Genomic DNA, 25962 nt, shown 5'->3' with positions numbered 1-25962 from the left:
GACACTGCAAGGATTTCCTTACATTAATCTGTCTAAAGTAATTGTTATGGCAACTATTACGTGACGCTGCCGCCGGCGGTCTCGCAGTAATTGCTGAGAATGCGGCGCAGCATGCTCTTCAGGAACCCGACTTCTTCCGGCGTAAACCCGTCCAGCAACTCGTCGAGCACGCTGCGGAACACCGGCGGCAGCCGCTCGGCAAGCGCACGGCCTTCGTCGGTCAGTTCGAGGCGCACGACACGCCGATCCTCGATGCTGCGCACGCGGGACAGCAGCCCGCGCTTCTCGACACGATCGAGCAGGCGCGTGACCGCGCTCGCGTCGATCCCGTATTCCCGCGCGAGCTCGGCGGCCGTCGAACACTTGCCGACCGCGATCATGAACAGCATGCTCGCCTGCGTGCCGGTGATGCCGAGCTCTTCCTGCGTTCGTTGCGTGACGAGATTGGTCATCACCGACTTCACGCGCGACATCAGATAACCGACGCTGTCGTTCATCTGATACGAGGACAGCGGCGAAACAGGCGGTTGAGAAGGAGAATCCGACATAAAACCCTGAAGCTGCAATAGTTGACTAGGCAGCAGTATAGGCACAATTGCTTGCCTCGGCAAATGTTAATCGAACGGGCGAGGGCGCGCTCCGTGCTCCGGAATCTCCTTGTCCGGATCAGGGTCTTCGGGGCGCCGGGAGTGGTGTCGGCCGCGTCGGTGGCGAGGGCAGGATGGCGTCGCTTGTTGCATTGCACCGGACGGTCCGGCTTCCGACATTCTCACGTGCTATAATTTGTGGTTTCCAAGCTGCAACGCGCGCGCACGTGTCCCGGTGACAGACGAGCGTGCGCGTTTGCGCGTTCAACGATTTCAGGTTTCTATGACCCGCGCCCTTCGCAATATCGCCATCATCGCCCACGTCGACCACGGCAAGACCACGCTCGTCGACCAACTGCTCCGCCAGTCCGGCACCTTCCGCGAGAACCAGCAGATTGCCGAACGGGTGATGGACTCGAACGACATCGAAAAGGAGCGCGGGATCACGATTCTCGCGAAGAACTGCGCGGTCGAATACGAAGGCACGCACATCAACATCGTCGACACGCCGGGGCACGCGGACTTCGGTGGCGAGGTGGAGCGCGTGCTGTCGATGGTCGACTCGGTGCTGCTGCTCGTCGACGCCGTCGAGGGTCCGATGCCGCAGACGCGCTTCGTCACGAAGAAGGCGCTCGCGCTCGGCCTGAAGCCGATCGTCGTGATCAACAAGATCGACCGCCCGGGCGCGCGCATCGACTGGGTCATCAACCAGACCTTCGACCTGTTCGACAAGCTCGGCGCGACCGAGGAGCAGCTCGACTTCCCGATCGTCTACGCATCGGGCCTGAACGGCTATGCGTCGCTCGATCCGGCGACCCGCGAAGGCGACATGCGCCCGCTGTTCGAGGCGATCCTCGCGCACGTGCCGGTCCGCCCGGCCGATCCGGAAGCGCCGCTGCAACTCCAGATCACGTCGCTCGACTATTCGACGTACGTCGGCCGGATCGGCGTCGGCCGCATCACGCGCGGCCGCATCAAGCCGGGCCAGCCGGTCGTGATGCGCTTCGGTCCGGAAGGCGACGTGCTGAACCGCAAGATCAACCAGGTGCTGTCGTTCAAGGGCCTCGAGCGCGTGCAGGTCGAATCGGCCGAAGCGGGCGACATCGTGCTGATCAACGGTATTGAAGACGTCGGCATCGGCGCGACGATCTGCGCGGTCGATACGCCGGAAGCGCTGCCGATGATCACCGTCGACGAGCCGACGCTGACGATGAACTTCCTCGTCAACTCGTCGCCGCTGGCAGGCCGCGAAGGCAAGTTCGTGACGAGCCGCCAGATCCGCGACCGCCTGATGAAGGAACTGAACCACAACGTCGCGCTGCGCGTGAAGGACACGGGCGACGAAACGGTGTTCGAAGTGTCGGGCCGCGGTGAGCTGCACCTGACGATTCTCGTCGAGAACATGCGCCGCGAAGGCTATGAGCTGGCCGTGTCGCGTCCGCGCGTCGTGATGCAGGAAATCGACGGCGTGCGCCACGAGCCGTACGAGCTGCTGACCGTCGACGTCGAGGACGAGCACCAGGGTGGCGTGATGGAAGAGCTTGGCCGCCGCAAGGGCGAAATGCTCGACATGGCGTCGGACGGCCGCGGCCGCACGCGTCTTGAGTACAAGATTTCGGCACGTGGCCTGATCGGCTTCCAGAGCGAATTCCTGACGCTGACGCGCGGCACGGGCCTGATGAGCCACATCTTCGACTCGTACGCGCCGGTCAAGGACGGCTCGGTGTTCGAGCGCCGCAACGGCGTGCTGATCTCGCAGGACGACGGCGCGGCAGTGGCGTACGCGCTGTGGAAGCTGCAGGATCGCGGCCGCATGTTCGTGAAGCCGGGCGACGCGCTGTATGAGGGCATGATCATCGGCATCCACAGCCGCGACAACGACCTCGTCGTGAACCCGATCAAGGGCAAGCAGCTGACCAACGTGCGTGCGTCGGGTACCGACGAAGCCGTGCGTCTCGTGCCGCCGGTCCAGATGTCGCTCGAATATGCGGTCGAATTCATCGATGACGACGAACTCGTCGAAGTGACGCCGCAGTCGATCCGCCTGCGCAAGCGCTTCCTGAAGGAGCACGAGCGCCGCCGCGCGAGCCGCGAAGGCGCGGTCGACTAAGCTCGGCTGTTCCCGTGCATGACGCAAAAGGTCGCCTTCGGGCGGCCTTTTTTGCATCCGCGCGATGTGCAACCGAATGCGTTGCAAAACACTGTTCCCGCGGGTCGTGGCAATCCGGCAAAACCCCGTCGTGCGGTGCTTTCAGGCACATTTCGCCGTGAACTCCGGTATCGGTTCTGTGATATGCTGCGCGCACGCAAGTTTTAGGTCCTTCCAAGCAAGACTTGATTCGCAATCCGCTAAACGGTCAGGCCGTGTCGCGGAAGGTTGAGTAACCCGCTATTTCTCGAGAAGCTCGAAGAAAGGTGAGCGTAAAATGTCAGATGTAATGAAGCAGTTTCAGCTGAACTCCTATCTGTTCGGCGGCAATGCTTCGTACGTTGAAGAACTGTACGATGCATACCTCAACAATCCGGCATCGGTGCCGGAGAACTGGCGAGAGTATTTCGACGCGCTGCAGAACGTGCCTGCAACGGACGGCTCGAATGCCAATGACGTCGCTCATTTTCCGATCGTCGAATCGTTTGCCGAGCGTGCGAAGGCCAATGCCTTCATCCCGCGCGAAAGCACCAGCAATCTGGCGACCGCGCGCAAGCAGGTCCACGTCCAGTCCCTCATCAGCGCCTATCGTTTCCTCGGCTCGCAATGGGCCAATCTGGATCCGCTGAAGCGTCGCGAACGTCCCGCCATTCCCGAACTCGAACCCGCGTTCTACGACTTCTCCGAAGGCGACCTCGACCAGACGTACAGCGCAAGCAACCTGTATTTCGGTTTCGACCAGGCTTCGCTGCGCGACATCGTCAAGGGCCTGCGTGACACGTACTGCGGCACGCTCGGCGCCGAGTACATGTACATCAGCGATCCGGAGCAGAAGCGCTGGTGGCAGGAGCGCCTGGAATCGATCCGCGCGACGCCGGCCTTCTCGGTCGACAAGAAGAAGCACATCCTGAATCGCCTGACGGCAGCGGAAGGCCTCGAGCGCTATCTGCACACCAAGTACGTCGGCCAGAAGCGCTTCTCGCTCGAAGGCGGCGAAAGCTTCATCGCGGCGATGGACGAAGTCGTCCAGCACTCGGGCAAGCGCGGCGTGCAGGAAATCATCATCGGCATGGCCCACCGCGGCCGTCTGAACGTGCTGGTCAACACGCTGGGCAAGATGCCGGCCGACCTGTTCGCCGAATTCGAAGGCAAGCACGTCGACGACCTGCCGGCCGGCGACGTGAAGTACCACAAGGGCTTCTCGTCGGACGTGTCGACGGAAGGCGGCCCGGTGCACCTGTCGCTCGCGTTCAACCCGTCGCACCTCGAAATCGTGAACCCGGTGGTCGAAGGTTCCGCGAAGGCGCGGATGGACCGTCGCGGCGACGAAGACGGCCTGCAGGTGCTGCCGGTGCAGATCCACGGCGACGCGGCCTTCGCAGGCCAAGGCGTCGTGATGGAAACGCTGAACCTCGCGCAGACGCGCGGCTACGGCACGCACGGCACGCTGCACATCGTCATCAACAACCAGATCGGCTTCACGACGTCCGACCCGCGCGACGCGCGCTCGACGCTGTACTGTACCGATGTCGTCAAGATGATCGAGGCGCCGGTGCTGCACGTGAACGGCGACGATCCGGAAGCCGTGATCCTCGCGACGCAGATCGCGATTGATTACCGGATGCAGTTCCACAAGGATGTCGTGATCGACATCGTCTGCTTCCGCAAGCTGGGTCACAACGAGCAGGACACGCCGGCGGTCACGCAGCCGCTGATGTACAAGAAGATCGCGCAGCACCCGGGCACCCGTGCACTGTACGCCGAGAGGCTCGTGCAGCAGGGCGTGATCAGCGCGGAAGACGCCGACAACTTCGTGAAGGCGTACCGCAAGGCAATGGACGACGGTCACCACACGGTCGACCCGGTCCTGTCGAACTACAAGAGCAAGTACGCGGTCGACTGGGTGCCGTTCCTGAACCGCAAGTGGACGGACGCAGCCGATACGGCCGTGCCGCTCGCCGAACTGAAGCGCCTCGGCGAACGCATCACGACGGTCCCGGAAAACTTCAAGGTCCACCCGCTCGTCGAGCGCGTGATCAACGACCGCCGCAACATGGCGCGCGGCGACCAGCCGCTCGACTGGGGCATGGGCGAACACCTCGCGTTCGCGTCGCTCGTCGCATCGGGCTACTCGGTGCGCCTGACGGGCCAGGACTCGGGCCGCGGCACGTTCACGCACCGTCACGCGGTGCTGCATGACCAGAACCGCGAACGCTGGAACGACGGCACGTACGTGCCGCTGCAGAACATCGCCGAAGGCCAGGCGAAGTTCACGGTGATCGACTCGGTGCTGTCGGAAGAAGCGGTGCTGGGCTTCGAATACGGTTACTCGACCGCCGAGCCGAACACGCTCGTGCTGTGGGAAGCCCAGTTCGGCGACTTCGTCAACGGCGCGCAGGTCGTGATCGACCAGTTCATCTCGTCGGGTGAAGTGAAGTGGGGCCGCGTGTCGGGTCTCACGATGCTGCTGCCGCACGGCTACGAAGGCCAGGGTCCGGAACACTCGTCGACCCGTATTGAGCGTTTCCTGCAACTGTGTGCCGATCACAACATGCAGGTCGTCCAGCCGACGACGCCGGCGCAGATCTTCCACCTGCTGCGTCGCCAGATGATCCGTCTGTTCCGCAAGCCGCTGATCGTCGCCACGCCGAAGTCGCTGCTGCGCCACAAGGAAGCGGTGTCGGACCTGTCGGAGCTCGCGAAGGGTTCGTTCCAGCCGGTGCTGGGCGAAACCGACGGCGGCATCGACGCGAAGAAGGTCAAGCGCGTGCTGGCGTGCTCGGGCCGCGTGTACTACGACCTCGTCGCGCATCGCCGCGAAGCGAAGGCGAACGACGTCGCGATCATCCGTATCGAGCAGCTGTATCCGTTCGCGCACAAGCAGTTCGAAGCCGAAATGAAGAAGTACGAGAACGCGACTGAAGTGGTCTGGGTGCAGGACGAGCCGCAGAACCAGGGCCCCTGGTTCTACGTCGAGCACCACCTGAAGGAAGGCATGAAGGAAGGGCAGAAGCTGGCGTACAGCGGCCGTCCGGCTTCGGCCTCGCCGGCGGTCGGCTACTACGCGAAGCACTACGAGCAGCAGAAGGCCCTCATCGAAGGTGCGTTCGGCCGCCTGAAGAGCGCATCGATCGCGAAATAATCGACGGAAGCGAAACGGGAAGGCGCGCGGCGCTTTCCCGTCTCTTTTGGCCTGCCGGGCGCGTCGCGCGCCGCACCGGCCGAAGGAATCGCACGAACCTCGTCATTACCCAGATTAAGCATCCAGGAAAATCACATGGCTATCGTAGAAGTCAAAGTCCCCCAGCTTTCGGAGTCGGTTTCGGAAGCCACCATGCTGCAGTGGAAGAAGAAGCCGGGCGAAGCAGTCGCGCAGGACGAAATCCTGATCGAACTCGAGACCGACAAGGTCGTGCTCGAAGTGCCGGCACCGGCCGCGGGCGTGCTCGCGCAAGTGCTGCAGAACGATGGTGACACCGTGGTCGCCGACCAGATCATCGCGACGATCGACACCGAAGCGAAGGCAGGTGCTGCCGAAGCAGCGGCAGGCGCCGCCGAAGTGAAGCCGGCGGCAGCGCCTGCTGCAGCCGCACCGGCAGCACAGCCGGCTGCCGCAGTTGCGTCGAGCTCGGCTGCCGCATCGCCGGCCGCATCGAAGCTGCTGGCCGAGAAGGGCCTGTCGGCAGGCGACGTCGCAGGTTCGGGCCGCGACGGCCGTGTCACGAAGGGCGACGCGCTGGCAGCGGGCAGCGCACCGAAGGCTGCTCCGGCCGCCGCACCGGCGAAGACCGCCGCTGCGAAGCCGTCGCTGCCGGACGTGAAGGTGCCGGCGTCGGCCACGACCTGGCTGAACGACCGTCCGGAACAGCGCGTGCCGATGTCGCGTCTGCGTGCGCGTATCGCCGAGCGTCTGCTCGAGTCGCAGCAGACCAACGCGATCCTGACGACGTTCAACGAAGTCAACATGCAGCCGGTCATGGACCTGCGCGCGAAGTACAAGGACAAGTTCGAGAAGGAACATGGCGTGAAGCTCGGCTTCATGTCGTTCTTCGTGAAGGCGGCCGTGCACGCGCTGAAGAAGTTCCCGCTGGTGAACGCGTCGATCGACGGTAACGACATCGTCTATCACGGCTACTTCGACATCGGTATCGCGGTCGGTTCGCCGCGTGGCCTGGTCGTGCCGATCCTGCGCAATGCGGACCAGCTGAGCCTCGCCGAGATCGAGAAGAAGATCGCCGAATTCGGCCAGAAGGCGAAGGACGGCAAGCTGTCGATCGAGGAAATGACGGGCGGTACGTTCTCGATCTCGAACGGCGGCGTGTTCGGCTCGATGCTGTCGACCCCAATCATCAACCCGCCGCAATCGGCCATCCTCGGCGTGCACGCGACGAAGGAGCGCCCGGTTGTCGAAAACGGCCAGATCGTGATCCGTCCGATCAACTACCTGGCACTGTCGTACGACCACCGGATCATCGACGGCCGCGAAGCCGTGCTGTCGCTCGTCGCGATGAAGGATGCGCTGGAAGATCCGGCACGCCTGCTGCTCGACCTGTAAGCCGAGTCTCACTGCATTGACCCGCCCCGCACGCTCGCGCACGCGCGCGGGCGTGCGGGCGTACAAGTAGAAAGGATTGTCATGTCCAAGGAATTTGACGTCGTCGTGATCGGCGCCGGCCCCGGTGGCTACATCGCCGCGATTCGCGCCGCGCAGCTCGGCAAGACCGTTGCCTGTATCGAGAAGTGGAAGAACCCGGCCGGCGCGCTGAAGCTCGGCGGCACCTGCCTGAACGTCGGTTGCATTCCGTCGAAGGCGCTGCTCGCCTCGTCGGAAGAGTTCGAGAACACGTCGCATCACCTGGCCGACCACGGCATCACGGTCGACGGCGTGAAGATCGACGTCGCGAAGATGCTCGGCCGCAAGGATGCGATCGTCGAGAAGATGACGAGCGGGATCGAGTTCCTGTTCAAGAAGAACAAGATCACCTGGCTGAAGGGCCATGGCAAGTTCGCCGGCAAGACCGACGCCGGCGTGCAGATCGAAGTGAGCGGCGAGGGTGACACCGAAGTCGTCACCGCGAAGAACGTGATCATCGCGACGGGCTCGAAGGCGCGTCACCTGCCGAACGTCCCGGTCGACAACAAGATCGTGTCGGACAACGAAGGTGCGCTGACGTTCGACTCGGTGCCGAAGAAGCTCGCCGTGATCGGCGCAGGCGTGATCGGCCTCGAGCTCGGCTCGGTGTGGCGTCGCCTGGGTGCCGAAGTGACGGTGCTCGAAGCGCTGCCGGCGTTCCTCGGCGCAGCCGACGAAGCGCTCGCGAAGGAAGCGGCCAAGCTGTTCAAGAAGCAGGGCCTCGACATCCATCTCGGCGTGAAGATCGGCGACGTGAAGACGACCGCGAATGGCGTGTCGATCGCTTACACGGACAAGGACGGCAACGCGCAGACGCTCGACGCCGACCGCCTGATCGTGTCGGTCGGCCGCGTGCCGAACACCGACAACCTCGGCCTCGAGGCAATCGGCCTGAAGGCGAACGAGCGCGGCTTCATCGACGTCGACGACCACTGCCGCACGGCCGTGCCGAACGTCTACGCGATCGGCGACGTGGTGCGCGGCCCGATGCTCGCGCACAAGGCGGAAGACGAAGGCGTGCTGGTCGCGGAAGTGATAGACGGCCAGAAGCCGCACATCGACTACAACTGCGTTCCGTGGGTGATCTACACGTACCCGGAAATCGCATGGGTCGGCAAGACGGAGCAGCAGCTGAAAGCGGAAGGCCGCGAGATCAAGTCGGGCAAGTTCCCGTTCTCGATCAACGGCCGTGCGCTCGGCATGAACGCGCCGGATGGCTTCGTGAAGATGATCGCGGACGCGAAGACCGACGAGCTGCTCGGCGTGCACGTGATTGCCGCGAACGCGTCGGACCTGATCGCGGAAGCCGTGGTGGCGATGGAGTTCAAGGCGGCGTCGGAAGACATCGCCCGCATCTGCCATCCGCACCCGTCGATGTCGGAAGTGATGCGCGAAGCGGCGCTCGCCGTCGACAAGCGCTCGCTGAACAGCTGAGCGCGGTATAGCGTCGGCCGGCCGTCGGCCGGCGCAGCCGTCTCATGACGAAGGCGGGCGGGGTTTCCCGCTCGCCTTCGTTTTTTCCGGTTTGCCTGATGAACGTCACCGAATACTACACGCGCGAATTGACCACGCGCGGCTATCAGTCCGATCCCGCCCAGCGCGCGGCCGTCGATCGCCTGCAGCACTGCTTCGACGAATGGGTCGACTACAAGGCGCGCCGCTCGAACGCGTTCAAGAAGCTCATCAATCATCCGGACCTGCCGCGCGGCGTCTACATGTGGGGTGGCGTCGGCCGCGGCAAGAGCTTCCTGATGGACAGCTTCTACGCGGTGGTGCCCGTGCAGCGCAAGACGCGCCTGCACTTCCACGAATTCATGCGTGAAGTGCACCGCGAACTCGAGGAATTGAAAGGGCAGGCCGATCCGCTCGACGAGCTCGCTCGACGCATCGCGAAGCGCTACCGGCTGATCTGCTTCGACGAATTCCACGTGTCGGACATCGCGGACGCGATGATTCTGTACCGGCTGCTCGATCGCCTGTTCAACAACGGCGTGCAGTTCGTGATGACGTCCAACTACGATCCCGACGATCTGTATCCCGATGGCCTGCATCGCGACCGCATGCTGCCGGCGATCGCGCTGATCAAGCAAAAGCTCGACGTGCTGAACGTCGACGCGGGCGTCGACTATCGCCAGCGCACGCTCGCGCAGGTGCAGATGTATCACACGCCGCTCGGCGCGGACGCGGATCGCGAACTGCGTCATGCGTTCGCGAAGCTCGCCGCGGTGCCGGACGAAAGCCCGATCCTGCATATCGAGAAGCGCGAGCTGAAGGCGCTGCGCAAGGCCGACGGGGTTGTCTGGTTCGATTTCGCGACGCTGTGCGGCGGCCCGCGCTCGCAGAACGACTATCTCGAGCTGGCCAGCCGTTTCCACGCGATCGTGCTGTCGGAAGTGCCGCAGATGTCGCCGCGCATGGCGTCCGAGGCGCGGCGCTTCACCTGGCTCATCGACGTGCTGTACGACCACAAGGTCAAGCTGCTGATGTCCGCGGCGGTGCCTGCGGAGCAACTGTACGTCGAAGGGCCGATGGCGAACGAGTTCGCGCGCACGGTTTCGCGGATCGTCGAGATGCAGTCGAAGGAGTACCTCGAAACACCGCGCCGCATCGTCGATACTTCGCTGACCTGATCGAGGCTTGCGACAAGTGACTGGCTTCAAACGTCAAATCCAGTCAAATTCTCGCGATCTTCGGGTATTTTCGGACTTGTCTTATATTCATCGTTGAGGCCAGCCGATATCGTTGTGTCATGGTTCCTAAGGCTGGAGATGTCCATGACACCGTATCGCGATCTGACCGACCACGAGTGGCACTGCGTCGTGCCGCTGCTGCCCGAAATGCAGCCGCGCACCGAGTTGCGCGGCCGACCGTTGGCCAACACGCGCGCCGTCCTGAACGGCGTACTCTGGGTCATCTATAGCGGCGCGACCTGGTCCGCGATGCCGCGTCGTTACCCTTCGTACCAGACATGCCATCGCCGCTTCAAGGTCTGGCACGAGACCGGCACATTGATGCAGGTGATGCGCGAACTGTATGGCGACGCAGGCGTGAATCTGTGCAACGAACTGTCCTCGCGGATGCGCAAGCACGCGCAGTCGAAGGCGGCGGAGGGGCGGAGTGCGGCAGCGCCGGTGTACCGTGCACCGGGCAGCTATGCGTCGAATACGCTGAAGCACGCAGCGTGATGTCGTTCAATTTCATTCACGCCCACACCCAAACAAAATCGGCCTGACGACCTCGTCGCAGGCCGATTTTTCATTGCGTCGCGCGTCGCGTTACTGTGCGCGAACCCAGGTCTGCGATCGGCCGAGCAGCGATACGCCGATGTAGCCGCGCACGACGAGCTTCTGGCCGCCGTCTTCCAGCGACATCTTGCACTTGTAGACCTTGCCGTTTTCCGGGTCGAGAATGTTGCCGCCGTCCCAGTGGTCGCCGTCCTTCTTCATCGCCTTGATGATCGTCATGCCTTTGATGAGCTGATCCTTGCGCTCGTCCGTGCACGCGGTGCAGCGACGATCGGGCGTGTCGTTGGCGCCGAGTCCCTTGACGACCTTGCCCGACAGCGAACCCTCACCGTCGTCGGCGATCTGCACGAGTGCCTTCGGTGCATGAGTGTTGTCGTCGATCGTCTGCCACATGCCGACGGGGTTGTCGGCCTGGGCAAAGGTGGGGGCGGCGCAAGCGAGCAGTGCACTTGCGATGGCCAGTGCGCGCAATGGGCGGGTCAGTTGAATCATTGTCTTCCTCCTTGTTTCGTGTCGTATTCGATTTGCCCGCACGACCGTCTGCATGGGGCGGTGGCATGTTGCGAGCTTTGCCAGAATACGTGAAACCGCGCGCTGCGTTTGATAGAGGGGACTCTAATCGAAACAGCCCGCGAGACGCGGGCTGTGGTGACCGATCAGTTGAGCTGATACGAGAACGCGGCATTCACGCGCGGGCTGCGCGATGCGCTTTCAACCGGTGCATCGCCGACCGGCTTCGCGATATTCAGGTCGAGACTGTAGTAGCGGCTGTCCGTCAACCGCACGCCGATACCGACCGACGACAGGCGGCTCGGCGATGGCGTGCCCGTGTGCAGGTATACGCGCGCCATGTCGTACGCGATGTACGGCGTGACCGACTTCATGTACCTCCAGCCCGGCGTGAAGCCGCGGTTGACCTCCAGCGACATCCCCCAGCCCGAGTCGCCCGACGTTTCGCCGGGCTGGTAGCCGAGCGCATAGCGCGTCGAACCGAACGAGATCTGTTCCGACGTCGGCAGTGAATCGGGGCTGTACTGGCCGGTCAGCGAGACCGACGTGCCAATCTTGAACGGCCATTCGTTGGTCTGCGTGAAGGTCGCGCCGGTGCGCACGAACGTCAGTGAAATCGGGCTGTCCACCGACGTCGTGTTCGAGCCGATCGTGATGTCCTGCGACTTCGACGCGCCGAGAATGTTGAAGCCCCTCGCGACGTTGACGCTGAGTTTCTGTACCTGCTTGGCCGATACGCTCGTGTAGTCAAGCTGCATTTGCAGCACGCGGACCTGCGAGCGCGTGTCGATGCTGTTGCCGGTGATCTTGTTCTGGTAGCGGTCTTCGTTGTGCGACGCATAGCCCGACACGGTACCGAGCAGGCTGCGCTGGTTGTTCAGCAGCAACGGATAGGACGCCGAAAGACCGAGTTTCTCGTTCTTGACCGTACGCTCGACGGTCGACGGCAGGCCCGGGTTGTCGGTCGGCTTGCCGCGGTACGTGCTGGCATCGAGGCGCGTGACAAGGCCGCTGCTGCCGACCGGCACTGCGCCGCTGAACGCGACGTAGGTCTGCTTGTCGCGTCCGGGCGGCACCAACGCGGAAATGCTCAATTGCTCGCCGAACGACGTGAGGCCGTTCTCCGTTGCAGTGATGAGCCCCTGGACGCCCGGGTGATTGAAATCGATGCCGGTGCTGACGTTGAATGCCTTGCGGTCGACGGCCAGTTCGAGCGTTGTCGCTCCATCGGTCGTCTGAGGCGGCGGCACGTTGGCCTTGACCGTGAGGCCGGGCAGGAGGCCGAAGGTGTTCACGTAGCGTTCGAACGTCGCGCGGCGCAGCGGGCGATCGGCCGTAATGTGCGCGGCGATCGCGCGAATCTTCGATTCCATCGCGCCGGGCTTGCCCGTGACCTTGACGTCCGACACGTAGCCTTCGACGACCGTGACGCGCACGACGCCGTTCTCGAACGTCTGCGCGGGAATGAACGCGAACGACAGCGCATAGCCGCGATCCTGGTACAGCTTGGTCACGCCGTTGGCGGTTTCGATCAGTTCGCCGATCGTGATGTCCTTGCCGACGAGGGGCGTGAAGCGCCGCGAGATTTCGTCGAACGGCACCGACTTCACGCCTTCGACCTGGAACGTCGTCGGCGTCAGGTGCCGCGACAGCAGCTCCTGCAGTTGCGGTGCCTGCGGCGCAACCTGCACGGTGACGCTCGGACCTTTCTTCGGCGCGTTGATCTGGGGGAGGGAGTCGAGCGGGTTACCTGCCGCGCGCGTCTGTGCATGTGCCGTGCCTGCTGCCGCGATGGCGAGCAGCATCATCCATCTGTCGAGTCTGGATTTCATTGTTCTTCCTCGTAGGCCTTGCTTTTTGTCTTCTTTCTAATGCGGGCGCGCGACACCAGGGTGTCGCGCGCCGCGTGCCGCATTGCCGATTGTGTTTGTATGGCCGCGCCTCCTGCTCCGGCTGCAAAGGCGCGACTGTCCTCCTTACTTGCCGACGCTACCCAGCGTGCCGAGCAACCCCGTGACCGGCGCCAGGAGGCCCGTCGAACTGCCCGACGATGCCGAACCCGTCACGCCGCCGACGAGCGACGTGACCGGCGCGAGCGGATTCGACGAAGCCCCGGATCCCGCTGCACCGCCAACTGCTCCGGTGACAGTATTCAGCAAACCGGTGACAGGCGCGAGAGCGTTTGCACCGCCTGCGCCGCCCGTTGCACCGCCGAGCGTGCCCGTCACCGTCGACACGAGGCCCGTGACCGGCGCGAGCGGATTGCTGCCCGAGCTGCCCGTTGCGCCGCCGACCGCGCCCGTGAGCGAACCGAGCGGCGTCGAGCCGAGGCCGGACAGCAGGCCGCCGAGCGGGTTCGTCGAGTTGGACCCCGACGACGCGCCGTTCTGGACGGTAGTCGACGAGCCGCCGACGAGGCTCGTGAGCAGGCCGGGGATCGGTGCTGCGCCGTTCGGGCCGTTCGGGTTCACGAGGCCGCCCGCGTTGGTCACGGTGTTGCCGACCGAGGTGACGAGCTGACCGACATCGCCGACGAGCGGCTGGTTCGACGTGCCGGCGACCTGCTTGCCCGCCGAGCTGATTGCACCGCCGATCTGGCCGAGCAGACCCGACACCGGTTGTCCGAGGCCCGTGGTCGTGCCGACCTGTTGCGTGACCTGGCCCGCGGTGATCACCAGCGGCGTGATGGCCGAGCTGAGCGGTTGCGTCACTTGCTGCACGGCACCCGACGACAGCGTCGAGCCGATCGTCGTGCCGGCGGCCGTCAGGCCGTTGGCGACGGTGTCGAGCACGGTGCCGACCGGTGTCGTGACAGGGGCGAGCGGCGCGAGCGGACCCGTGCCGAGCGCCTTGACCGTCGAGCTCAGTCCGGACACGGTGTTGCTCGTCGCACCGACGACATTCCCGAGCCCGGCGACCGTCGTGCCGACCGGATCCTTCGTTGTGCCGATCTGTCCCAGGCCGTTGCTCACGGCATCGGCGGCTGCGTCGATGATCGTGCCGGTGCTCGAGACGGTGCTGCCGACACCCTTCGTCACACCGTCGCCGAGACCCGGCACGGTGACGTTGCCGATCGTGCCGCCGAGGTCGGTCGCGGTCTGGCCGAGCGTGCTGACGGCGCCCTTGGTGCCGGTCGTCGTGCCACTGGTGCCGCTCGTGCCGCTGCTGCCGCTCGTACCGCTGGAGCTGCCGTTGTTGCTGCTGGTGGGCGGCGTGCTGACGCTGTTGCCGCCGCACGCGGCGAGCAGGCAGGCCGTCGCGAAAACGGTAAGGGGCACTCGCCATTGGCGCAGGGCGATCGTCGTGATGGAACGCTGGGACATGATGGACTCCTCGCTGTCTTGTCGATGAATGGATGTCGGGTTACTTGTGCGTGCCGCCGAGCAGGCCGCCGAGCAGCGACGTGACAGGCGCGAGCAGGTTCGTGCCCGAGCCGGAGCCCGTGACGGCACCCGTGCCGCCGCTCAGTGTCGGTGCGCCGGCCGTGCTGGTGACTGCGGGGACCGGAGCGGCAATGGGGTTGCTACCGCTCGTTGCGCTGCCGAGTGCGCCGGTGACCGCGGAGACGAGGCCCGTGACCGGGGCGAGCGGGCCGCCGCTGCCGCCTGCAGCGCCGCCGAGTGCGCCGGTCACGGTGGAGACCAGGCTGGTGACGGGGGCGAGCGGACTGCCGCTCGTGCCGCCCGTTGCGCCACCGAGTGCGCCGGTGACGGTCGAGACGAGGCCGGTGACCGGAGCCAGTGGGCCGCCGCTCGTGCCGCCTGCAGCGCCGCCGAGCGCGCCGGTGACCGTGGAAACGAGGCCCGTGACCGGGGCGAGCGGGCCGCCGCTGGTGCCGCCGGTTGCGCCGCCCAGGCCGCCAACGGTCGTGAGGAGGCCCGTGAGCGGCGCGAGCGGATTGGTCACGCCGCCGGTGCTGCCGGTAAGCAGGCCGCCGACAGCCTTCACGGTATTGCCGGTCGACGAGACGGTGTTGCCGAGGCCGGTCGTGACGGGGTTGCCGCCCGTCGATGCGATCAGCGCGCCGCCCTGGTTCAGGCCGTTGCCGATCGTGCCGAGCAGCGTGTTAACCGGGGCGCCGAGGCCGGTGGCCGTCCCGATCGTCTGCGTCGTCTGACCGACCATCGTCGTGATCGGCGTGATCGCCGAGCTGACCGTCTGCGTGACCTGCTGGATCGGGCCGGTCGACAGCACGTTGGACAGCGTGGTGCCGCCGTTCGCTACTGCGTTGCCGACCTGCGTGACGAGGCCGCCGACGGCGCCGGTGACGGGGGCGAGCGGCGACAGCGGACCGCTGCCGAGGCTCGTGACGAGGTTACCGGTTTGCGTGACTGCGCCGCCGAGCTGGTTCACGACGCCGCCCGTGCTGGCGACCGTGACGCCGACCGGATCTGTCGTCGCACCGAGCTGGCCGAGGCCGTTGCCGAGGCCATTGCCGAGCGCCGTGACTGCGCCGCCGACGTTCTGCACGATGCCGCCTGCCGCTTGCGTCGTAGCCGGGTTGACGCCGGGCAGCGACTGGCCGGCGATCATGGAGCCGAGACCCGACACCGTGCCGCCGACATCATTGATGAGATTGCTGCTGCTTGCGAGGACAGTTCCCACCGCGTTCGACGACACACCGGAGGTGCCGCTCGTGCCGCTGCTCGTTCCGCTGGTGCTGCCGCTCGTCGAACCGCTCGTGCTGCCGCTGGTCGAGCCGCTGGTGCTACCCGACGTGCTGCCGCTCGTCGAGCCGGACGTGCCGCCCGAGGTGCCGCCGCCCGACGTGGAGATCGAGTCGCTGCCACCGGAGCCGGAGCCGCCGCTGAGCCCCTTGCTGATGGAACCGGAGCCGCCGCACGCGGAGAGGGAAAGCATGGCTGCCACGGTGGCCGCGATCATAGTCGTCCGGAGCGTGCCATGAGGGATAACCTGAATGTCCATTTCGTCCTCGCATTGAAACTGATGTTGTGTTGAGTGATGCGGGGATTACTCTGCAACTGTCGTGCCATTTCGATGGCCGACGGCTCGACGATTGGTTTTAAACGAGACAATTCCTTGTCGGAAAAGGAGTTTGTGGTAATTGAAAGATTGTTGAAATTGTTTAAAAACGGTCGAATGAGAACGGTTTCGGCCGTTTCGTAACGTAACGTCTCATCATTGGCGTTACGCGCGTGGCGTAACGTGGGGGCGAGGCAGGCCCCTGCAGGCGGTCTGATTGTTTTACTGGTGGATTAGGTGTGCACATCTAACCTATCGTTAGTCCTATGTGTAAGTCGTACCGAAACCCCGTACAAATACGCTGTGCTTCCGGAAAGTTTTTTCGATCCGGTCTTGAAAGAGGTTGGAAGTTAAATGGGATCGGATATAGAATCCGGGGCAGGTGTAAGGAAATGTACAGTTCGGTACACGACGTTCGAGGAGGGGCACTATCGCGAATGTTAACTTGCATCAAATCGTGACACATGCCCCTCGGGGTGACATATAAAGAAAGCGCATCCGGTTGTCGTTAACAGGTGTAACGAACGACACGGGGCAAGGGCCATATATGCGGGGATGTACAACGTATAAAAGGCCAAAAACGTACATACAGGCACGAGGAATTAAAAAATGAAAGCACTTATCAAGCGCTTCCTCAAGGAAGAAGACGGGGTTACCGCGATCGAGTATGGGTTGATTGCGGGTCTGATTGCTGCCTTGATCATTACCAGCGTGACGACCATCGGCACGAAGATCTCGGCTTTGTTCGCCACGATTGCCAGTTCGCTGCCCTGACCCTTGCAGTTCGTTGGGGGGTGAGCGAGCCGCGGTTGCGGCTCGCTCGCCGTTACGTGGGCATGCGCAGTCGATCGCGATATGGCACATCTCATCAGCACCAGCATTTTTTTTGCCTGGGCCGCGCTCGTTGCTGCCGGTGATATTCGATTTCGGCTTGTTCGGAACTCGCTTGTCATCTGCGGAGGCGCTGCTGCACTCGTCAGTTCACTGATAAACGCAAATCCGTTTGGCATTTCAACCGGGCAGGCATTGATCGGCATGCTGACCGGCTTGGTCGTTTTCTTTCCGCTTTTTGCGATGCGCGTCATGGGCGCGGCCGACGTCAAGGTATTCGCGGTTCTCGGCGCGTGGTGCGGCTTACCGATATTGCTCTGGCTGTGGGTGATTGCCAGCCTTGCCGCCGGATTACACGTACTTGGGCTGATGTTGCTCACTCATACGCCGCTCAGTGCGTTGTGGGTGCGCGGGGCGCCCGCAATGGCACTCGGCGGGCGGCGCTCGACACCGTACGCGGCATGTCTCGTCATTCCTGCGGCAATTTGGCTGGCCTATCTGGTCGTTACCTGGAGCGGGCGATGAAACGGCAGTATCGACCGGGCGCGCGTTTGCGTGAGCGAGGAGCGACTGCCGTCGAGTTCGCGCTGGTATTCCCGCTGTTTTTCCTGATCCTTTACGCGATCATCACGTTCGGACTGATCTTCGCGGTTCAGCAGGGCCTGACGCTCGCTGCGACCGAGGGGGCGCGTTCTGCGCTGAACTATGTGTACGAGGCCAACGGTTCGGGTACGCAGGCGCTGGCAGACCGGGCGAGTGCGGCAAAAGCGACGGCTGCCGGCCTCACTTCATGGCTGACCAATGTCCAGATCCCGACACCGGTATCCGGAACATGCAGCTACGACGCGACGATGTATTGCGTGACGGTCACGGTGACCTATCCGTACCAGGCGCATCCGCTGGTTCCATCTTTGCCGTTGCTGGGTCTCGTTACGCCGACGCAGCTGACCGGCACGGCCACCGTCCAGATCAATCCGGCAACCATTCTATGAGCCGGACAGCACGCCCCGCGGGGCACACGCATGCAGCGGTGCCCATGCTCGAACATAACTACATCAATCTACGGCACCGACATTCACCATGGCCAACAACTTGACGAAGATCATCGCCGGGCTGCTGATCGCAATCGCCGTTCTGCTCGGGATCTACGCGTGGACGCTCGGTCGCGCGCCGGCCCGTCCGCCGGTCGTGGCAACGCCGACTGCAGCGACACAGTCGGTGCCGATCGTCGTGGCGGCGCGCCTGCTGCCGGCCGGCCAGCCGATCCCCGCCGATGCATTGAAGCTCGCGCAGGTTCCCATGCTGCCGGCGGGCGGCTTTAGCGATCCGACGGCGCTCGTCGGCCGCGTGCCGGCGAACGACATTGTTGCCGCAGCACCGGTGCTCGAAGGCGGATTGACTTCCGGGCTGGCCGACCAGGTGACGCTCGGCGAGCGCGCCGTGGCCGTCAAGGTCGACGAAACCAACGCGGTCGGCAACCGGTTGCGGCCCGGCAACTTCGTCGATGTGTTCCTGAATCTGCGGCGCGACAACTCCGGCGGCGCGCAGGCGAACTCGGAGATTCCCGGTACGCAGGCGCGCCTGCTGTTGTCGAAGGTCCGTGTGCTGTCGTTTGGCGACGCGACGTCCGATCGGGACGGCGGTGGCGGACCGAGCGGCGCGGTACGGACCGCGGTGCTTGCGGTGCCGACTGCGCAGGTCGATGCGCTCACGCTTGCCGAAGCAAGCGGCCGTCTGACGCTCGCGCTGCGCAATCCGCGCGACACCGAAATCGCTGCACAGACGGTCGCGGTTCGTACGACGGTCGGGAATACGACGCCGTCGGCGCTGGCCGCGAGCGGCGTATGGCTCGACGATCTGTCGGGCGCTCGTGTGCGCGGTACGCCTCGCGCACCGGTTGCGCCGCGCGCACCTGTCATGGCCAGGGGGAGCGGCAGCAGCATCGAAGTCATTCGTGGCGGGCGTGCCGAAACGGTCGCCTATTGACATCAACATACGATCATCGACAGCAGCTAAGAGAGAAGGCCGCGCGACGGCCTCCGACACAATGACAAACAAATTGATTGCATACGCGATTGCCATTTGGGCCATGACCTTTGCCGTCCTGACGGAGGCGGCCGGTACAAACGCGTCGATCGACCTTGCGGTCGGCTCGCAACGACAGATCGCTGCAGGCCGCACGCTGCAACGGATTGCGGTCGGCGATCCCGCCGTCGTCGACGTCCTGGTCATGAAGGGGAGCCGTGCCGGGTCGGTGCTGCTGGTTGCGAAGGCACCGGGTTCGACAAACGTGTTGTTGTGGGAACGCGGCCGCGACGAGCCGACGGTATGGAACGTCAATGTCGTCGATGGGGCCGCTCAAGCGGTACTGGATGGTTCGGGGCCGAAGGTGAAGGCATACGGCGGAGCCGCGGTCCTGTCGGGTTCCGCGGCGTCGCTCGATGCGCATGAACGCGCCGTGGCGGTCGGCAAGCGGATGGGCGGCAAGGACGGCGCAGTGATAGATGCATCGACGGTCGGTAACCGGAGCGTCGTGCAGGTCGACGTGCGCGTCGTCGAGTTCAGCCGCTCGGTGCTGAAGGAAGCGGGGCTGAACTTCTTCAAGCAGAGCAACGGGTTCGCGTTCGGCGCATTTTCGCCGGGTGGCCTTCAGTCCGTGACGGGCGGGGCGACGGCGGGCTTCCTGGCGACGGGCGGCATTCCGATCGCGTCGGCGTTCAACCTCGTCGTGAATTCCGCCGGCCGCGGCATCTTCGGCAATATTTCGATCCTCGAAGCGAACAATCTGGCCCGTGTGCTTGCGCAGCCGACGCTGGTCGCGCTGTCGGGGCAGAGCGCGAGTTTTCTCGCCGGCGGTGAAATCCCGGTACCGGTGCCGCAGGCACTGGGTTCGACAGCGATCGACTGGAAGCAGTACGGCGTCGGTCTGACGCTGACGCCGACCGTGCTGAGCCAGCGCCGGATTGCGCTGAAGGTCGCGCCCGAATCGAGCCAGCTCGACTTTCAGCATGGCGTGACGATCAACAGCGTGTCGGTGCCCGCCATCACGACGCGGCGCGCGGATACGACGGTCGAGCTGGGCGACGGCGAGAGCTTCGTGATCGGCGGCCTGATCGACCGCGAAACGATGTCGAACATCAACAAGGTGCCGGTCCTGGGCGATCTGCCGATCATCGGTGCGTTCTTCAAGTCGTTGAATTACCAGCAGAACGACAAGGAACTGGTGATCATCGTGACGCCGCATCTGGTTGCGCCGATCGCGAAGGGCGCGCCGCTGCCGGCGACGCCGGGCGAGTTGTCCGAGCAGCGCGACGGGCCCGTATGGCGCTCGTATCTTGGTGGTATCGCGTCGCCCGATGCCGCGCCGGGATTTTCGAAATGACCGCACGGCGCGGCGTCGCGCGATATGGATTCAGGGGTATTCAACATGAACGCGAGAACCCTTTCATTGGCTGAGCCCGCCGTGACCGACTACTTTGTGTGCGCCTCGCGCCAGGACGAGCATCTCCGCTGGCTGGGAGACACGCTCGTCCCGGCCGGTACGGTGGAGGCGGTGGCGCTGGAGCCTGGCGCGCTGGCCCAGCGCATCATGGGGCTCAATCCTGCGATCGTCTTCATCGATTTTTCCCGAGCGCAGGCCGAAGCGAGTGCTGCCGCAGCAGCGGTGCGTCTCGCGCACCCGAGCCTGCCGGTCGTCGCACTCGGTACGCTGGCGGAGCCGGAAAGCGCACTCGCTGCGCTGCGGGCCGGCGTGCGCGATTTCATCGATGTTTCAGGCAGTGCGGAAGACGCATTGCGTATCACGCGCGGGCTGCTCGAGCACGCCGGCGCGGAACCGGCCAATCGCCACGGCAAGCTCGTCGCGCTGCTCGGCGCGCGCGCCGGGATGGGCGTGAGTACGCTCGCATCGAACCTGTCCGTATGGCTGCACAAGCGCGGGGCGGCCGCCAGCGTCGCAGGCGACGCGCCCGCGTTCGGTGTTGCCACGCCGCAAGCCCGGCAAACGGCGCTCGTCGACCTCGGCCTGCCGGCGGGCGATAGCGCGCTGTTTCTCAACACACGCTGCGAATTCCACTTTGTCGAGGCCGTCCGCAACCTGCGCCGCATCGACCGGACGTTCGTCAACACGGCCCTCGCGCGGCACGCGAGCGGCGTCGCGTTGACGACGCTGCCGCCGAACCTCGCCGATTTGCGCGATGTGTCGTATGCGGCATGCGTTGGCCTGCTGAACCGGTTGCGCGCATTCTTCGATCAGCAAATCGTCGATCTGGGTGGTTTTACGAACCTGGAGTTCGTCGCGCAGATCACGGCGGTTGCCGACGAGGCGTGGCTCGTCTGCGACCAAGGCGTCGCGTCGATCGTCTCCGCAGTCGAGCTGCTCGAAGGATTGCGCGACGCGGGAATCAACCTCGGCAAGATGCGTCTCGTCGTCAACCAGTACGACACGGCGCTGAGTCTGACGCCGGCCCAGATCGCGGACCGGCTCGGCATCGCGCTGCTGACGACGTTGCCTGCTCGGCGCGTGTCGATCGGGCAGGCGGCGAACCAGGGGCGACTCATCGTCGACATGGCCGAGCGCGATCCGTATGTGCGTGCGCTCGAGCCGCTCGCGGAGCGGCTGACAGGCACGGTGACGGCCGGAAAGGGCGCCGCTTCGGGCCTGTCCGTGCTCAAGCGTTTCATTCAACCTTCGTCCAAGCGTTCGTAAGCGATGGCACACGACATTCAATTTGCCGACGGCGCCGCGCCGTTCTCCCAGTCGCAGCAGTTCCATGACATCAAGAATGCCGCGCACGAACACTTGCTGACGCGCATCGAGGAACTGGGGGCCGAATTCGGTCGTTGGTCGCGCCAGGCGATCAACCAGTTCGTCGATCTGGAAATCGACAGCTTCGTGCGTTTGCGGCGCATTCCGCTCAACGAGAACGAGGTCAGGACGATTGCCGAGGCGTTGACCAAGGAGCTTGCCGGGTTCGGGCCGATCGAGGATCTGCTCGCCGATCCACATGTCGAGGACATCCTGATCAACGGCTACAAGGATATCTACGTGTCGCGCCACGGGATTCTGGCCAAACTGCCGATTCGCTTTACCGATAACGCGCACCTGCTGCGTATCGTGCGACGCATCCTTGCGCCGATCGGCCGCCGCCTCGACGAATCGAATCCGATGGTCGATGCGCGGCTGCCGGACGGCGGGCGCGTCAACGTGGTGATCGAGCCGCTGTCGATCGACGGGCCGGTCGTGTCGATCCGGAAATTCCGCAAGGACCCGCTGAAGCCGGCCGATCTGCTCGGCAACGGCACGTTCAATGCAGAGATCGGCGCGCTGCTCGAGGCGGCGGTCGAGGCTCGCTGCAACATCCTCGTGTCGGGCGGCACAAGCTCCGGCAAGACTTCGCTGCTCAATGCGCTCGCGTTCCACATACCGGAGCCGGAGCGCGTCGTGACGATCGAGGATACGGCCGAGCTGTCTCTGAATCACCCGCATGTCGTGCGGCTCGAAAGCCGGCCCGGCGGCTTCGACGGGACCGGTGTCGTGTCGATTCGCGATTTGCTGCGCAATACGTTGCGGATGCGCCCGGACCGGATCATCGTCGGCGAAGTGCGCGGCGGCGAGGTGCTCGAGATGCTGCAGGCGATGAACACAGGGCACGACGGCTCGATGGGGACCGTGCATGCGAGTTCGCCGCGCGAGTGTCTCTATCGTCTCGAGATGCTGGCCGGCTTCGCCGGGTTCCAGGGAACGGAATCGAGCCTGCGTCGGCAGATCGCGAACGCGATCGATTTCATCGTGCAGATCGGCCGCCTGTCGAACGGGCGGCGCCGGATCCTCTCGATTACCGAGGTAACCGGGCTGTCGGACAACATCATCGCGACGCAGGAACTGTATCGCTACGACGCGCGCGTGACGCCGGAGGGCGAAGAAGTCGACAACTGGGAATCGCTCGGCATTCATCCACACTCGCCGAAGCTCGCCCGATTCCGTCAGGCGCTGCAGGGCGGTTTCGGTGGCAGCGGCGGCGGTGGCTTCGGAGGCAGCGGCGGCGGTGGCTTCGGAGGCGGTGACGGTTTCGGCGGCGGTTTCGGCCGAGGGCGCGGGGGTTTCAATGTATAGCGTGCTGGCAATGGCGCTTCTGCTCGTGGCCGCCGCGCTGATGCTGTGGCGGCACGGCGAGATGAAGCGCGATCGCGCCGACGTGCAGCGCTTCATCGACAGCCGGATCGAACCCGGTGCGCGAGCGGGCCGTGTGCCACCGCGGGAAGCCGGGCCGGTGCCTGCCGCTGCGGCCGCACCCGTCGCGGCGCGCGTGGCGCCCGGCATACCGGCTTCGCAATGGGGACGCTGGCGTGCCATCGCGGCCGAATATCTGGCAAACGTGGCGAGCCGCGCGGGAATCGAGGACGCGCGCGGCAAGGCGCTGTTTGCACTGGTGGCGCTGGCCGGTGCCGCGCTCGCTGCAGGCGACCGGGGCGGCTGGCTGGGCGCGGTGGCGGCACTCGTCTGCGGAGCCGCGCTGCTCGTGTTCTGGCTGGTCTCGCGGATTCATCGGCGGCGCCTGATGATCGTTCGTCAGCTGCCGTCGTTTCTGGACGGGATCGTGCGGCTGGTGACGCTGGGCAATAGCGTGCCGGCCGCGTTCCAGGCCGCGCTGCAGACGACCGAGGCGCCACTGCGCGGATGCCTGGATCACGTGTCGAGGATGCTGCGTTCGGGTGTCGAGATCGATCGCGCGATGATGCATATCGCGAGCGTGTACCGCACGAGGGAGTTCGAGCTGGTCGGGTCGGTGCTGCGGCTGTCGGTACGGTATGGCGGTCGCGCGGACGTCATGCTCGACCGGATGTCGACGTTCATGCGCGACCTCGAACAGGCGGAGCGCGAACTGGAAGCGATGTCGTCGGAAACGCGATTGTCTGCGTGGGTGCTCGTCATGCTGCCGATCGCGATCGGCAGCTTCGTCATTGCGACCAATCCGCTCTATCTCCAGTCGATGTGGAACGACTATACCGGCCGTCAGTTGCTGGTCCTTGCCTTCATGCTGCAGGTCGCGGGCGGGATCTGGCTTTACCACATGGCCAAACTCAGGTGACGGCATGACAGCCAATCAACTTGGTTCGCTCGCACTGGTGCTTGGCGCGCTGGGCATCCTGTTGCTGGCGCTGCTCGCGATCCGCAGTGCGAATGCGCAATCGCGCAGCGGCCGGACGCTGACCAACGCGCTCGAGCGGCGGCTCGCGACGCTGGCGGCCGCGAGCGGGCGGGCAGCACAGGATGCGGACGAGCCGTTGCGGAAAGATCCGGACGCGCGGCAGGCAACCGGTCAACCGTCGCGTTTCGCGCAATTGCAGGCGCGTTTGTCGGCGCTCGGGATGCGCTGGCTCGATACCGGTATCGGCCGGCATATCGTCGCCGAAGAAGACAGATTGCTGCTCGAGCAATGCGGTTTCGTCGATACGCGCACGCGCGGCTTGTTCCTGAGTGCGCGAATCGCTTGCTCGATCGTCATTCCGCTGGCCTACATCGGCTTGGTCGGGCCGCATGCGAGCGGCACGCAGTGGTGGCTCGGCGTGGGCATTTCGTTCATCGTCGGCTTCATGGTGCCGAAGCTGTACCTGCGGCGCCGTGCCGCGAAGCGCCGGCAATCCGTCACCGACGAACTGCCGTTGCTGGTCGACATGCTGCGCTTGCTTCAAGGAGTCGGCCTGTCGCTCGATCAGAGTATCCAGGTCGTCACCAACGACTTCAAGGGAATGATGCCCGTGCTGTCGTCGGAAATGGAGATCGCCCAACGGCAGTTCGCGGCGGGGCGAACGCGCGAGCAGTCGCTGCAGCGCCTGTCGTCTGGCTTTGAAAACGAGGATCTGCGTGCCATCGTGCGATTGCTGATCCAGGTCGACAAGCACGGCGGCGCGGTCCAGGAGCCGCTCAAGCAGTTCGGCGAACGCCTGCGAGAGGCACGTCGTGCAATGCTGCGCGAGCGAATCGGCCGGCTGACTGTGAAGATGACGGGCGTGATGATCGTGACGCTTTTGCCCGCGCTGCTGATCGTGACGGCCGGTCCGGGGATGATCTCGGTGTTGCGTGCGCTGAGCCAGGCGCAGCACTGACGCGGGGAAGGGAAAGGACGGAAGATGAAACGCATCGATGAAGTCGCGAAATTGGCCGGCATGGTGGCGATGGCGGGCCTGCTCTGCGCGTGTTCGGCGTTCAAGGAAAGCGGGTACGGCGTCGGTCCGCAGGCCGAGCGTGCGGCATTGATGGACGCCGCGGCACAGAAGCAGGCGGCACCCGATACGCCCGGCATGTATCTCGGCCTGATCGAGCGGATGCAGTCGCAAGGACTGTATTACGCGTCGCTCGCGCATATCGACGCTTATGAGAAGCAGTACGGTGCGTCGCCACAGACCATCCTGCTGCGCGCCGATGCGTTGCGCATGACCGACCAGCCGGCCGCGAGCACGGCCGTCTATACGCAACTGCTCAACACACCGCTGGCCGCGCGCGGCTATCGCGGGCTGGGGCTGATCGCCGGTGCGGCGGGCGATTTCCCGCGCGCCGCTCAGGCATTGTCGCAGGCGACGGTGCTTGCGCCGACCGATGCCTCGACGCTGTCGGATCTCGCCTACGCAAAACTGCGTAGCGGCGATATCGATGGAGCGCGCATCCCGCTGATGAAAGCCGCCGAACTCGACCAGAACAATCCGAAAATCATCAGCAACCTGGTGCTGTACCTGCTCGCGTCCGGTCGTACGCACGACGCACAGCGGCTCATGGCGCAACAGAAGCTGTCGGCAGACGTTCGCAACGACATCCGCGGCGACGCAATGAAAATCACGGCGGCAGCGCGTGCGTGGCGGCGCGCGGCACCGCCATCGGGCCCGGTCGCGGCGGCGACGCCGGTGGGCTCGGGCAGCGTGGTCAATGTGTCGGGCGCCGATGTCGCGCGGCGGCCGTCGCCGGTCGCAAACATTCAGGGATTCGATCCCACCGCGCCGCTGCTGCAGCGGTTCGCACAATGACAA

Annotated in this window: 21 protein-coding genes; 16 read left to right on the top strand and 5 right to left on the bottom strand. The window is 64.6% G+C overall.

What is annotated here, in order from left to right; translation table 11 throughout:
• Positions 1 to 56: 56 nt before the first annotated feature.
• Positions 57 to 548 carry a MarR family winged helix-turn-helix transcriptional regulator gene (locus DIE22_RS07140; RefSeq protein WP_059467637.1) on the bottom strand — a complete coding sequence of 164 codons (492 nt, stop codon included), beginning with the start codon at positions 546 to 548 and terminating at the stop codon, positions 57 to 59.
• Between the two features lie 322 nt (positions 549 to 870).
• On the opposite strand from DIE22_RS07140, the gene typA reads away from it, so the two are divergent.
• From typA to DIE22_RS07105, 6 genes are all read left to right on the top strand, one after another.
• Positions 871 to 2697: a translational GTPase TypA gene (typA, locus tag DIE22_RS07135; RefSeq protein ID WP_059467636.1), complete on the top strand. Its 1827-nt coding sequence runs from the start codon at positions 871 to 873 to the stop codon at positions 2695 to 2697.
• A 316-nt stretch (positions 2698 to 3013) separates the two neighbouring features.
• On the top strand, positions 3014 to 5878 hold the full coding sequence (locus DIE22_RS07125; protein ID WP_124500487.1) for a 2-oxoglutarate dehydrogenase E1 component: 2865 nt from the start codon (positions 3014 to 3016) through the stop codon (positions 5876 to 5878).
• Positions 5879 to 6013: 135 nt separating this feature from the next.
• Entirely contained in the window at positions 6014 to 7291 is a 1278-nt protein-coding gene (gene odhB / locus DIE22_RS07120; RefSeq protein WP_124500488.1) for a 2-oxoglutarate dehydrogenase complex dihydrolipoyllysine-residue succinyltransferase, read from the top strand.
• 81 nt (positions 7292 to 7372) lie between these two features.
• On the top strand, positions 7373 to 8803 hold the full coding sequence (lpdA, locus tag DIE22_RS07115; protein WP_124500489.1) for a dihydrolipoyl dehydrogenase: 1431 nt from the start codon (positions 7373 to 7375) through the stop codon (positions 8801 to 8803).
• A 98-nt stretch (positions 8804 to 8901) separates the two neighbouring features.
• Entirely contained in the window at positions 8902 to 9999 is a 1098-nt protein-coding gene (gene zapE, locus DIE22_RS07110; RefSeq protein WP_124500490.1) for a cell division protein ZapE, read from the top strand.
• A 144-nt stretch (positions 10000 to 10143) separates the two neighbouring features.
• Positions 10144 to 10554 (top strand): transposase, encoded by a 411-nt coding sequence (locus tag DIE22_RS07105; RefSeq protein ID WP_185640566.1) that lies wholly within the window; start codon positions 10144 to 10146, stop codon positions 10552 to 10554.
• 90 nt (positions 10555 to 10644) lie between these two features.
• Here DIE22_RS07105 and DIE22_RS07100 read toward each other — a convergent pair whose 3' ends face one another.
• The 4 genes from DIE22_RS07100 to DIE22_RS07085 form a co-directional block, all read right to left on the bottom strand.
• On the bottom strand, positions 10645 to 11106 hold the full coding sequence (locus DIE22_RS07100) for a DUF2147 domain-containing protein (protein ID WP_124500492.1): 462 nt from the start codon (positions 11104 to 11106) through the stop codon (positions 10645 to 10647).
• A 164-nt stretch (positions 11107 to 11270) separates the two neighbouring features.
• A complete protein-coding gene (locus DIE22_RS07095) occupies positions 11271 to 12956 on the bottom strand; it encodes a ShlB/FhaC/HecB family hemolysin secretion/activation protein (protein ID WP_124604785.1) in 1686 nt (561 codons plus the stop codon).
• A gap of 144 nt (positions 12957 to 13100) precedes the next feature.
• Positions 13101 to 14450, bottom strand: a complete 1350-nt coding sequence (locus DIE22_RS07090) for a collagen-like triple helix repeat-containing protein (RefSeq protein ID WP_124604800.1) — start codon at positions 14448 to 14450, stop codon at positions 13101 to 13103.
• Between the two features lie 37 nt (positions 14451 to 14487).
• Complete coding sequence (locus DIE22_RS07085; RefSeq protein WP_124500494.1) at positions 14488 to 16050, bottom strand: collagen-like triple helix repeat-containing protein; 1563 nt, start codon at positions 16048 to 16050, stop codon at positions 14488 to 14490.
• Positions 16051 to 16716: 666 nt separating this feature from the next.
• Between DIE22_RS07085 and DIE22_RS07075 the strand changes: the two genes are divergently transcribed.
• From DIE22_RS07075 to DIE22_RS07030, 10 genes are all read left to right on the top strand, one after another.
• Positions 16717 to 16881 carry a Flp family type IVb pilin gene (locus DIE22_RS07075; RefSeq protein WP_124500495.1) on the top strand — a complete coding sequence of 55 codons (165 nt, stop codon included), beginning with the start codon at positions 16717 to 16719 and terminating at the stop codon, positions 16879 to 16881.
• Between the two features lie 81 nt (positions 16882 to 16962).
• Positions 16963 to 17463 (top strand): prepilin peptidase, encoded by a 501-nt coding sequence (locus DIE22_RS07070; RefSeq protein ID WP_124500496.1) that lies wholly within the window; start codon positions 16963 to 16965, stop codon positions 17461 to 17463.
• Positions 17460 to 17930: a TadE/TadG family type IV pilus assembly protein gene (locus DIE22_RS07065; protein ID WP_124500497.1), complete on the top strand. Its 471-nt coding sequence runs from the start codon at positions 17460 to 17462 to the stop codon at positions 17928 to 17930. The genes DIE22_RS07070 and DIE22_RS07065 overlap by 4 nt, the downstream gene beginning before the upstream one ends.
• 88 nt (positions 17931 to 18018) lie before the next feature.
• Positions 18019 to 18924: a Flp pilus assembly protein CpaB gene (gene cpaB / locus DIE22_RS07060; protein WP_124604784.1), complete on the top strand. Its 906-nt coding sequence runs from the start codon at positions 18019 to 18021 to the stop codon at positions 18922 to 18924.
• A 61-nt stretch (positions 18925 to 18985) separates the two neighbouring features.
• On the top strand, positions 18986 to 20320 hold the full coding sequence (locus DIE22_RS07055; RefSeq protein ID WP_124604783.1) for a type II and III secretion system protein family protein: 1335 nt from the start codon (positions 18986 to 18988) through the stop codon (positions 20318 to 20320).
• 45 nt (positions 20321 to 20365) lie between these two features.
• Positions 20366 to 21646 (top strand): fimbrial protein, encoded by a 1281-nt coding sequence (locus tag DIE22_RS07050; protein ID WP_124604782.1) that lies wholly within the window; start codon positions 20366 to 20368, stop codon positions 21644 to 21646.
• A gap of 3 nt (positions 21647 to 21649) precedes the next feature.
• The gene (locus tag DIE22_RS07045) at positions 21650 to 23053 is read left to right on the top strand and encodes a CpaF family protein (RefSeq protein WP_124500501.1); all 1404 of its coding nucleotides are present in this window, start codon (positions 21650 to 21652) and stop codon (positions 23051 to 23053) included.
• Positions 23046 to 24029: a type II secretion system F family protein gene (locus DIE22_RS07040; protein ID WP_124604799.1), complete on the top strand. Its 984-nt coding sequence runs from the start codon at positions 23046 to 23048 to the stop codon at positions 24027 to 24029. The genes DIE22_RS07045 and DIE22_RS07040 overlap by 8 nt, the downstream gene beginning before the upstream one ends.
• Before the next feature lie 4 nt (positions 24030 to 24033).
• The gene (locus DIE22_RS07035) at positions 24034 to 25047 is read left to right on the top strand and encodes a type II secretion system F family protein (RefSeq protein WP_124500502.1); all 1014 of its coding nucleotides are present in this window, start codon (positions 24034 to 24036) and stop codon (positions 25045 to 25047) included.
• Between the two features lie 24 nt (positions 25048 to 25071).
• The gene (locus tag DIE22_RS07030; protein WP_124604781.1) at positions 25072 to 25959 is read left to right on the top strand and encodes a pilus assembly protein; all 888 of its coding nucleotides are present in this window, start codon (positions 25072 to 25074) and stop codon (positions 25957 to 25959) included.
• The last annotated feature ends 3 nt before the right edge of the window (positions 25960 to 25962 follow it).

Origin of the sequence: Burkholderia sp. Bp9142 (assembly GCF_003853415.1) — a bacterium.
In the GTDB taxonomy this organism is placed as follows: Bacteria; Pseudomonadota; Gammaproteobacteria; order Burkholderiales; family Burkholderiaceae; genus Burkholderia.
This window is presented reverse-complemented; position numbering and strand designations above follow the sequence as displayed.